Consider the following 9,827-nt stretch of genomic DNA (forward strand, 5'->3'; position numbering starts at 1 on the left):
GCCGGCGCCACCAGTTCCTCCAGCGAGGTCTTCTTCAGCCCTTGGGAGGCATACAGCCGCTCGGCGGCATCGAGCAAGCCGGCGGTGATGCGCGCCCGCTCCTCGTCGGTAAAGGCAACAGCCACGAAATCCACCTATGGCCAGATCGGATATTGGACTACAGCTTAACCGGGCTCCTACCACGCGCCGCGCCATGGGGACGAGCGCCGGCGGTGCGCCCAAGACCGGTGGTGTGGGGGTGCCGTGTACCGCTGTGGTGGGCGTCATCTCGGGTTGGGCGTCCGGGGCTGCTTCTCATGAACCTCGGGTGCCACGCGAGCGGGGCCGGCTTTGCCGGGTGTCGGACGGAGCGTCAGGTAGGCGACGGCCGCCGCCCAGGATCCACCACCGGCGTGGGTGCGAGGGTCCGCCAGCACGCAATTCTTCCTCGGTCGTGTACGGCAAGTCGTGTACGGCACACAAGTGGCCGGTGGCTGCCGGAGGCGCCCACCCGCCACCCGGGACCAATCAACGAGAGCCCGGCGCCCTATTGCACGGCACCGATCCGCTTCTGCTCCTCGTACAGCTGGGCGAACCTGTCGATCCGCCACAGCTGCCCGAGCACCATCAGCGTGGCGCCGAAGGCGGTCGGCCAGATCTCCAGCGTGACCAGCCCATAGCCGATCAGCGCGAACCCGGCCGGGCCGCCCACCACGATCAGCAGGCGCTGGATCCGGCGATGGTCGGCCGAGACCGGCCACTTGTCCTTGAACCACAGCTTCTCACCGTAGATGCCCTTGGACGACCAGGCGGTGGGTGTGTGGACCGGCCGGAAGACGAACGGGTTCAGCCACAGCCACACCATGACGGCGGCGACCGGGACCAGGCACCACCAGTCCAGCCACTCCCTGCTCCAGATCGCCGCCGGTATCAGCGGGATCGCGGCCAACCGCGTCCACACGCTCCAGGGGTTCGCGTGCCGCTTCCAGCTCTCGTCGCTCATGTGCAAGGTGCCCGCCGCTTTCGACGCAGCGCCCATGTCGATCTCCGTTCGAGAGGATCAGTCCTCATATGAGGGGGTGGGGGTGGCTTTCAGGCTTGGGTCCAGCCGGAGGCGCTAGGTGATTTCATTCTATGACCGAATCGGATATTGGGTTATACGCTAGCACGCCGCCATAATCGGGGTCGACGGTGGAGTGCAACCGCACTCAGGGCGGCAGGCGCTCAGCCCCAATCTGACCTTGTGGGGCACCCACTGGTGTGCTCGGCGGCTGGGTCGATGACGCGGCGATCTGGGGCTACGACAAAGTTCGCGAGCCCGTGATCAACGCCGCCCTCCATCGGCTCCGGAATCAAGAAGGCATGGAACAAGCTCTTTGGCTGACGCCTTCCCTTAGGTGCCCGCGTGGGCGGTGCTCGTCACCGCCCTCGCGGCGATCGCCGGGTTCGTCAAACACACCCGTTTCCTCCGGGCGGGACGGACAGTGGCTGGTCACGGCGCTACTTCGATCAGACGCTGCCCAGAGAGCTGCGTAACCTGGGCTGCGCGCAGCGCCCCGCCGCGATCACGCTGGTGATGTGGACGCTGGTGCTGGCCTGCGGCCCAGAATGCCGTCCTCGACGTCGTGGTGTTCCTGCTCCTCCTCGCGTCGCTCGTTCCGCTGGCGTCCCCAGGGAGGTGGCGTGTTGAATGACCGGCGAGAGCAGTTGCGGGCCGCGGAGCGGCTGGCGCTGGTGCTGCCAGGGATGGGATCGACTCCACCGCTCTCGACGCCCCCGCCCATCAGCAGATGAGGATTCCGGTGACTTTTAACGGGCGTTGATGTTTTTCTGACGCGACGAAAGGACGCGCTCCGTCCAGTATTGAGGTGTCCGGGAGCTCAAGAATGGGCGAGAAAGGGATGTTCACCTCCGTGGAAAAGGGCAACGACGGCGTGGCAGTGCTCGGTCTGGGGAGTTTCGGCAGGGCGGTGGCATTGCGCCTGACCGAGGACGGCTGGCGCGTTCTGGGAGTCGACCGCGACCCGGAGGTCGTCGGCGGCCTGGCGGGTCGTCTTGACCGAGTGGCCGTCGCGGACACGACCGAGTTGGCGTCGCTGCGCCGGCTGGACATCACTCTCTTCGAGCAGGTCGTCGTCGCCATGTCAGACCTCGAGGCCGGCGTTCTGACGGCGTCTCTCCTCGCCGAGATGGGCGTGGCGGACATCTGCGTCAGGGCGGTCACCCACCGCCGGGCGAGAATCCTCAAACGAGTCGGCGCCCACCGTGTCCTACTGCCACAAACCGAAATGGCGGAATGGGCCGCCGCATTGCCGTCCTATGGCGCACGTCAGGGAAACGTATGAATCGCGGCGTAGCCCGTCAGGATTGCGTAGGAATGGCGCTTTCCCGGAGCCATCCGGCCGCATAGTGGGAATGCGGTTTTCAGGAGGAGACATGGCAGTACGCATGGGCGATTTCGTCGATCCGCCGGACACCGGGCGCTGGTTCGGCGGAGGCATGGAACAGTTCCACCATCCGAGACCGGTCTGCGCCGATCGTGAAGGCGGCGGCGAACCCACTCCGCAGCGCCGGCAACTCCTTGCCGGGCTGAGCGGGCGGGTCCTGGAGATCGGGGCGGGCGACGGGGTGAAGCTCAGCTGCTACCCGGCGGGCGTCGAGGAGATCGTCCTCGTGGAGGCGGACCCGTTCCTGCGTACGGCAGCCCAGCGGGTCGCAGCGGACCTCGCGACCCCGATCCTGGTCATGCCGGGCGACCTTTCGAGGTTGCCGGTCGACGACGCCTCCTGCGACGCCGTCGTGTGCTCGCTGGTGTTGTGCTGCGCCCCGCGGACCGCCGAACCCCTGCTGGAGGTGCGGCGCGTCCTGGCGCCCGGCGGCGAGCTTCGTTTCTACGAGCACCAGCGCTCCGGCAAGGCTGCGCTGGCCCTGGCTGAAAGCTTAGGGACCCCACTCTGGTCCCGAGCCTCCGGAGGCTGCCATCCTGCCCGTGACATCGTGGACGTCATCCGGCAGGCGGGTTTCGTCATAGAGAGCCTGGACCGGTTCGTGTTCCGCCGCTTCAGCCACGTTCTCGGTGCCGCCAGGCCCAGGTGAGGCCAGACCGCACAATGTCGGTGGAGCCGGCGAGGGCGCGTAGTGAGGCGTCCTGCGGGTCTTGGCGCATCAGGTCGTCGTATTCAGGCCTTCCAGAGGAGATTCATGGCGCCGAAACAACCGCCCGATGTCAGATATGCCGGGATCGAGCAGTGCCATCATCCGCGTCCCGTGTCCTGGAGTGGATGCCCTACCCCAGAGCGGGAGCGGCTGCTGAACGGAGTGTCCGGCGCGGTGCTGGAGTTCGGCGCGGGAGACGGAGTGAAGTTCCTCCTCTACCCGCCCGAGGTGCTCGAGATCACCGTCGTTGAGCCGGATCCCGGCCTGCGGGACCTCGCCAGGGAAGGCTGCCAAGGCTGTCGCATACCGATCAGGTTCCCCGACGGATCCTACGAGCGGCTCCCCGTGCCCACCGGCTCCGTCGATGTGGTGGTCAGTTCGCTGGTGCTGTGCTGTGTACCGCGGTTGGACGAGACGCTCAACGAGATCATGCGGGTGCTCGTGCCCGGCGGTGAGCTGCGTTTCCACGAGCACGTACGGTCGAGCAAGCCACTGGCGGCCCTGGCCGAGCGGCTGATCAGCCCCATCTGGGCACTGGCCGCGGGTGGCTGCCATCCCGCTCGCGACACCCCCGGTTCATCACCCGGGCCGGGTTCCGCATCGAGCGCATCGACCGCTTCCAACGCGACGGGATCACTCACGTCCTCGGAGCCGCACGCCGCCCATAACGCTCCTTGACGGTCTAAACCGCTCGCACCGTCCTTCCTGTACGTTGTCCCCTTGGGGCGCCGGGAAGCGGATCGGCACGCGGCTCGAACTCGGCAAGACTCCGATGCTGCCCAAGCCGCGCCGCTCGCTGGTGGTGGTGCCGGTGCACGCCGTCACCCGGCTGACCCGAGACGCGCTGTCCGCCGCCCTGTCGCCGGGCGATCGGGTGGTGGCCGTCGACATCACCCACCCGGAGGACGAACGGCAGGCGCGCTCGTTCATCGAGGACTGGGATCGCTGGGATCCGGGCGTGGAACTGGTGCAGCTCTTCGACGCCCACCGGCGCCTGGACGAGCCGCTGCTCGCCTACCTTGAGCAGGTGCCCGAGCCGCACGTGTTCGTGCTCATCGCCGAGGCGGAACCCGAGCACGCCTGGCGACGCATGTTGCAGAACCAGCGTGGTGCCGTGCTGGCCAGGGCGCTGCGCCGCCGTACCGACGCGGTGGTGTGCCGGATGCGGTTCTGCGAGGCGCGCCGAGAACGGATCGTCGTGGGCGGCTTCGTAGCCCACGTCCACGACCACGGTCGCGCTCAATGCCGCGGCGCACCCGTGCAGGAGCGTGTCGAGCAGCGACTCCACCGCCCGGTAGCCTTCGAAAAGCTTGATCAGGCACTGCATGGCGGTCAACCGGGCCGCGGCGAGGCTGAGCGGCGTGACGGCCGCGGTCACCACCCACAGCGCCACTGCGGCCATGGCCGTGGCGACCAGGAACTGGAAGAAGATCATCGCCACCAGCGCTCCGCCGACCGTGTACAGGACGAGGGCCGTGATCACGGCGCGGATCTCGATGCTACGCAGGTCGGCCAGGTAGGCGTCCATGCGGCGCTGGAAGGTCCGGCCGTCCTCGCTGCGCCAGCTCGTCACAGCCACCTCGGCGACGAGGGCGTCCACGTTCAGCCGGGTGGCGACCACGTCGTCGTGTACCGCGAGCCAGGTGGCCGCACCGTCGAAGTATGCTTGCGGGTGGTACTGGTGGATGTACATCCTGCCGACGAACGGCCACCCCGCCGGGACGCCTAGTACCGACGGCGTCAGCGCCGCGCCCGTACCCAGCTCCAGGCTCCGCCGGGCCAGTCGGCGAAGTTCATTTCCACGCCAGGATGCTCGCCTGCTCCGCGTCCTGCCAGGTGGTGAGAGAGGCGGTCATGCCGTCCTGGATCCGTACGACGTCGTCGGCGCGGTGGCGGACCTCCGCGATGGTGAACGCCTCCACCTCGTTGTACGCCAGAGCCAGCGAGTAGGTGAATGAGGTGAAGGCCGACTCCGCTACGGTGAGCGAGACCAGGCCGGGCAGCGCGTTGTCCAGCGGCCTGGCGGCTTCGGGCAGGCGGGACCTGATCTCCCGCAGCCGGGCCCGCTCGATCTCCACCACGTGCGGGTCGACCGGTTCCTCCGAAGCCCACGGACTGGGATTCATCGGCATGCGTCGCTTTCGTTCGCTCGGGTGATCTCTCCAGCCTCGCTCGCGCCGGCCCCGAACGGGCCGGTCCTGACAGAACCTCTACGCGAACGCGGCGCGGCATTTCGCGATCTTGACGCCGGTCAGAAGGGCCAGTCAGCCGTGCGGGCCATCTCGACGTGGGGGATCGCGGTGAACCAGCCGCTGGTGGCGTCGGTGATCACGTGTTCCTGGCCGGGGCCGGTGACGGCTTCGGCGGCTTCGGCTGCCTGGTCGGGGTGGGTGAGGACGACGACGCGGTCGTATCCGGCGGCGTGGGTGCGTATGGCCTGCGCGGGGTGGGCCGAGCCGCCGGCGTCGGGGAAGCGGTCGATCAGGTCCAGGGGCCGTTGCCCCGGCCGTACCGGTAGCGTGGCGGCGGTCGTACCGAGAACGACGATCTTGGCGCGGGCGGCGCGGCAGGCAAGCGCCGCCCCCAGGATGGCGGCCGCCTCGGCTCGGGTCAGGCCGCCGTAGCCGGGGCCGGCCATGAGGTCGCTGCGGTCGATCAGTACGAGCGTGCGGCCAGGCAGCGCCGGGACGTTGACCAGCGACAGATCCATGGCAAGCCCGAGCGCTCGGCTCCAGCGGGTACCCCGCATCGACCGCCAGGCGGGGTAGACCTCCAGCGGTGTCACCCCGGACAGCAGCACCGACGCGGGCGCCGTGAGGTCCTCGGCCACCTGATGAGCGCTCTCGTCGGGCAGGCCGTCGCGGTCGAAGTCGGCCAGGTGGGCGAGCCGGTCCTGATAGGACATGGACGGCACCACGGCAGCCCAGGCGGGGCCGGTCATGGTGCCGAGCAGCCAGCGTTGCAGGGTGGCCCAGGTCATGGCGGCCTCGGCCAGGTTCCGGCCGATCTCAGGGCGCTCGAACAGGGCGGGCCGCCGGCTCGCGGGGATCCAGTACAGCGCGCGGCGGGCGCGCAGCTGCGGCAGCGCGGCGGGGATGTCGTTGACGTCGCCGCGCCTGCGGGCGACCGCGTGGCGGAAGACGGCCGTCTGTGTCTCTCCCTGGGGGACGGGGTGCGTCAGCGCGAGTACGTCGGCGAACCGCAGCGGCGCGCCGGGGCTGTCGTAGGTGGCCAGGGCCGGTTCGTCGTAGAGACGTACGACGGCGTCGGCGACGCCCCGCTTGACCGGCTGGGGGAGCGCCCTGCCGTACCAGTGAAGCCAGTAGGCGAGCAGCTCGCCCGGCTCGTCGGCGCGGTGCAAGCATAGATTGAGCAGATGCCGGGTGCCCGTGGCGCTTGTTTCGAGGCGGGCCTGGACCAGCTCGGCCAGCGCGGCCAGCCGCAGGCGGCGCAGGACGGCGTGGCGGGCCGTCCAGCCGATCATCCTGGTCAGCCAGGCCTCGTCGGACCTGGCGAGCCGGGTCGCGAGGGCCACGTAGCGTCCGGTGGGAGTGCGGGCGTGGTCGTCGCCGAGTGCCCTTGCCACCAGGAGGAAGATCTCCTTCTTGAGCGTTTCCACGCTCGTGGAGGCGCGGGTGGTCATGGCTGGCTCAACTCCGTCGGCGAGATGGGATGTTGGGGCCTCCCGAGAAAAGGGAGCAGACCGTGACACAGCCTGCCCAGCCGTGTCTCGCGGTCGGCCGCAGGCGCACCGGGAGGCCTTGTGCCGCGACATCGGTGGGGATCGCGGAGCGGTTCGTGGGAACGCTACGTCGTGAGTGCCTCGACCACCTGCTGATCTACGGTGAACGGCACCTGCGTACAGTTCTGGCCGAGTATGAACGCCACTTCAACGATCACCGCCCGCATCAAGGCGGCTCTCTTCATCCGCCGATGCACGACCCAGGCAAGGTGATCGACATGACCGCCCGGATCCGCCATCGAAGGACCGTCACCGGGCTGATCAGCGAGTACTACAGAGCTGCCTAACCACCCTGCGAACCCAAGCTCAACCACGGTCTCTGCCCTTTTGACACTGCACAAGGTGTGGGTAAGGAGATTGATGGCCGGCGCATCGAGGTAACAGTGCAAGAATCTGGAAATGAGGGCTATATGCTTGAAGCTCTATTTGATAATTAGATCCGCGGTCCTTGTGTGGATGCCTATCAAGAAAGAATCGCGCGAGGCTCTGGACTGCAGTCAGGCCGACGGGTGGGCTGGGCAAGAGAAGCCAAGCGCGGTACGCCGGAGCAGGCATTCAGTAGCTCTCGATCTTGCTGGCGTGAGGGCTGTCCGCGAGGTGCGATGATCTTTGGGTGCCGAAGACCCCGGAGCGCCGTCCGTCGTATGACGAGCTGGCATCGCTGGTGGTCCGGCAGATGGCCACGATCGAGGCTCAGCGCGAGACGATCGCGAAGCTGGAAGCAACGGTGGAGCGGCTGACCGCCCGGGTCGCCGAGCTGGAACGCCGGCAGAACCGCAATTCGGGGAACTCCTCGTTACCGCCGTCCTGTGGCTCGGCATCGGGATGAAATCCCGTCGTAGCCTCTCATGGGCGCGGGTTCGCTCCAGGGCCACCTGTACCGACTCATCGCGGGAGGTGGCCTTCAGCTCCAGCTTGGGCGGTGGCGGTGGTGTAGGTGAAGGCGTCGGAACCAGCGCAGTGTTCGAGCACGTCCGTGATCGTGAGGCCGCTGATGGTCGAGCTGCTTCGCCGGCAGTGCCCCGATCCTGCGGGAGGCCGGGGCGCGTTCGCGCGCCGCGCAGGACGACACGCTGCCGAACTCAGCCCTCGGCCAGGTCGTCCCCTGCCCGCAGAGGACTTTCACGTAGCGGTGCTGCGCCTGCCGAAAATTCCATCCACGCAGTTCAAGCCGCATGTGAGTACTCGTGGAGGACGCCGCCGAGCCGGTCTCGTCCGCGTATGTTCAGGTCGATGATTCGCTCTGAATCCGTGATCGGGTTGGGGACGGGACGCAGCGGGGCCGCTTGGTTCAGGGCTTGATGGGCCCGGTGGTGGTTGTAGAACCGTTCGTACTCGCGCAGGGCGTGCCGCAGGTGGAGTTTGTACCCGCCGATAGTCCCAGCCGGGGTTCTCTCGAACCAGGCGCAGGATGAGGGCACGGATGGAGCGGACCGTGGGCGGGCGCCCGGGCCGCTTCGGCCGGCAGGTATGGGCATGGCGCCGTTTCATCAGGTCGCGGTGCCAGTGCAGGACGGTGTCCGGCCGGACGAGAGGCCGCAGTCGGCGCAGGGCCTCGCGGGGCAGCGAGGTCAGGAGAGCGGCGAGAAAGGCCCGGTGCTCAGGTGCGAATCTCACTCTGGTGTCGGTGCCGAGTTGCCGTTCAAGCACGGTGATCTGGTGGCGCAGGGCGAGAATCTCCACGTCCTTGTCCCGATCGCTCAGGGGCAGCAGCCGCAGCGCAGCGAAGGCGTTCGTGACGGTCAGGTAGGCCAGGCGAAGGAGCACGGCCGATCATCATGCCGCACGCGCTTCCCTCTCCTGGTGGCCGGAGCTTGCGCACGCCACGCGAAGCCCTCGCAAGGTTATGACCTGGGCGGATGCAATTATCGGCAGGCGCAGAGCGGGCGGCGGCATCCCCTCGATGGCTTCGTGAACGTGCCGGGCCTCAGGAATGACCGCAGGTCGCGGGGCAGAACGTGACCTCGGGGTAGCGTGATGACGGCTTGTCCAGGAGAGGCTGGGGCTGCGACTTCAGGTGCTGGTCGAGGAAGGCCGCCACGTAGGTGCGGGTGAGCTCGGCGGCGCGCGCCGCGGGCAGAACGCCGTAGGCGGGCGTGATGCCGAGTGCGCCCGCCATCAGCGGGCCGTCGGTGAAGGACTGGTGTTCCGCGCCCGACAGCACGAGCCAGCGCTTCCACCCGGTCAGCAGCTTCCAGTCGCGCTCCCACGAAGTGTCGCGGCCTCCGGGGACGTGCTGCGGCGAGCCCAGGAACATGAACGGCCGGGGGAACCCGCTCTTGGGGATCCGGGCGTAGGTGGTGCCGTCCATGTCGATGCCGGCGCGCACGCGGGAGTCCTTCACCATGGTCGCCATGGCGCTGGCCCCGCCGATCGACTGGCCTGCCATCGCGATTTTGGAGCGGTCGATCAGGTCAGAACCGTCCCATTTCGAGGGCAGCTGGTCGAGCACGAAGGAGACGTCGGCCGCCCGGCCCGCGACCACCCCCGTGCCGAAGCCCGGGTCGGTGTCGCTGTCGCAGGCGAGGCATTCGGCGACCCGCCCGCCGGGGAAGGTCGTGGCGTAGCTCTCGTAGGTGTGGTCGATCCCGGCCACGACGTAACCGCGGCTGGCCAGGTCCTCGGCCAGGGACGTGAGAGTGATCACCGGATTGGTGAAGCCGGGGGAGATCACCACCAGCGGCAGGTTCCGGCCCGCGGGTTCGGCGTCCTTGATGGCGTTCGTGCGCGTCTTGCTCAGCGTGTCGTCCGGGACGCCCCCGATCCCCAAGCGCCTCAGGGTGAGCTCCGATTCCTTCGGCGTCATGTACGGCGCCCGCTGCCCGTCTCGCTGCTCGGTCGGGTACCACAGGGTGACCTTGAGCTCTCTGGCGTCGACGTCGAGGTTCCAGGGATCGGGGCGGGAGGCGTCTTTCAGGTACAGGGCGGTGGTGCCGACCAGGTGGGCGCC

Annotated in this window: 10 protein-coding genes; 5 read left to right on the plus strand and 5 right to left on the minus strand. The window is 68.3% G+C overall.

The genetic code is table 11. The features are described 5' to 3' along the window. Window positions 1–526 precede the first annotated feature (526 nt). Entirely contained in the window at window positions 527–1,018 is a 492-nt protein-coding gene (locus ITP53_RS50645) for a DUF6653 family protein (protein ID WP_195902654.1), read from the minus strand. A gap of 847 nt (window positions 1,019–1,865) precedes the next feature. Here ITP53_RS50645 and ITP53_RS50650 point away from each other — a divergent pair. The 3 genes from ITP53_RS50650 to ITP53_RS50660 all read left to right on the plus strand — a co-directional run bounded on the left by ITP53_RS50650 (window position 1,866) and on the right by ITP53_RS50660 (window position 3,813). Continuing rightward, window positions 1,866–2,324, plus strand: a complete 459-nt coding sequence (locus ITP53_RS50650) for a potassium channel family protein (protein WP_195902655.1) — start codon at window positions 1,866–1,868, stop codon at window positions 2,322–2,324. A 91-nt stretch (window positions 2,325–2,415) separates the two neighbouring features. Next, window positions 2,416–3,075: a class I SAM-dependent methyltransferase gene (locus tag ITP53_RS50655; protein WP_195902656.1), complete on the plus strand. Its 660-nt coding sequence runs from the start codon at window positions 2,416–2,418 to the stop codon at window positions 3,073–3,075. A gap of 105 nt (window positions 3,076–3,180) precedes the next feature. Further along, a complete protein-coding gene (locus ITP53_RS50660) occupies window positions 3,181–3,813 on the plus strand; it encodes a class I SAM-dependent methyltransferase (RefSeq protein ID WP_195902657.1) in 633 nt (210 codons plus the stop codon). Between the two features lie 4 nt (window positions 3,814–3,817). Here ITP53_RS50660 and ITP53_RS50665 read toward each other — a convergent pair whose 3' ends face one another. From ITP53_RS50665 to ITP53_RS50675, 3 genes are all read right to left on the minus strand, one after another. Continuing rightward, window positions 3,818–4,828: a hypothetical protein gene (locus tag ITP53_RS50665; protein WP_195902658.1), complete on the minus strand. Its 1,011-nt coding sequence runs from the start codon at window positions 4,826–4,828 to the stop codon at window positions 3,818–3,820. A 100-nt stretch (window positions 4,829–4,928) separates the two neighbouring features. Continuing rightward, a complete protein-coding gene (locus ITP53_RS50670) occupies window positions 4,929–5,261 on the minus strand; it encodes a hypothetical protein (RefSeq protein WP_195902659.1) in 333 nt (110 codons plus the stop codon). A 125-nt stretch (window positions 5,262–5,386) separates the two neighbouring features. Next, a complete protein-coding gene (locus ITP53_RS50675; protein ID WP_195902660.1) occupies window positions 5,387–6,778 on the minus strand; it encodes a TROVE domain-containing protein in 1,392 nt (463 codons plus the stop codon). Between the two features lie 29 nt (window positions 6,779–6,807). On the opposite strand from ITP53_RS50675, the gene ITP53_RS50680 reads away from it, so the two are divergent. Further along, on the plus strand, window positions 6,808–7,164 hold the full coding sequence (locus ITP53_RS50680) for a transposase (RefSeq protein ID WP_236052087.1): 357 nt from the start codon (window positions 6,808–6,810) through the stop codon (window positions 7,162–7,164). Between the two features lie 389 nt (window positions 7,165–7,553). Beyond that, window positions 7,554–7,706 carry a DUF6444 domain-containing protein gene (locus ITP53_RS50685; RefSeq protein WP_456238117.1) on the plus strand — a complete coding sequence of 51 codons (153 nt, stop codon included), beginning with the start codon at window positions 7,554–7,556 and terminating at the stop codon, window positions 7,704–7,706. 1,098 nt (window positions 7,707–8,804) lie between these two features. Here the strand turns inward: ITP53_RS50685 and ITP53_RS50690 are convergent. Further along, on the minus strand, window positions 8,805–9,827 hold a 1,023-nt coding region (locus ITP53_RS50690), incomplete at its 5' end, for an alpha/beta hydrolase family protein (protein WP_195902663.1).

The sequence above is a fragment of the Nonomuraea cypriaca genome, assembly GCF_015645445.1.
Classification (GTDB): Bacteria; Actinomycetota; Actinomycetes; order Streptosporangiales; family Streptosporangiaceae; genus Nonomuraea; species Nonomuraea cypriaca.

Bases quoted from the DNA above. Each gene is read 5' to 3' on its own strand.
- ITP53_RS50645 (WP_195902654.1), bottom strand. From the start codon at position 1,018: ATGGGCGCTGCGTCGAAAGCGGCGGGCACCTTGCACATGAGCGACGAG.
- ITP53_RS50650 (WP_195902655.1), top strand. From the start codon at position 1,866: ATGGGCGAGAAAGGGATGTTCACCTCCGTGGAAAAGGGCAACGACGGC.
- ITP53_RS50655 (WP_195902656.1), top strand. From the start codon at position 2,416: ATGGCAGTACGCATGGGCGATTTCGTCGATCCGCCGGACACCGGGCGC.
- ITP53_RS50660 (WP_195902657.1), top strand. From the start codon at position 3,181: ATGGCGCCGAAACAACCGCCCGATGTCAGATATGCCGGGATCGAGCAG.
- ITP53_RS50665 (WP_195902658.1), bottom strand. From the start codon at position 4,828: ATGTACATCCACCAGTACCACCCGCAAGCATACTTCGACGGTGCGGCC.
- ITP53_RS50670 (WP_195902659.1), bottom strand. From the start codon at position 5,261: ATGAATCCCAGTCCGTGGGCTTCGGAGGAACCGGTCGACCCGCACGTG.
- ITP53_RS50675 (WP_195902660.1), bottom strand. From the start codon at position 6,778: ATGACCACCCGCGCCTCCACGAGCGTGGAAACGCTCAAGAAGGAGATC.
- ITP53_RS50680 (WP_236052087.1), top strand. From the start codon at position 6,808: ATGTTGGGGCCTCCCGAGAAAAGGGAGCAGACCGTGACACAGCCTGCC.
- ITP53_RS50685 (WP_456238117.1), top strand. From the start codon at position 7,554: ATGGCCACGATCGAGGCTCAGCGCGAGACGATCGCGAAGCTGGAAGCA.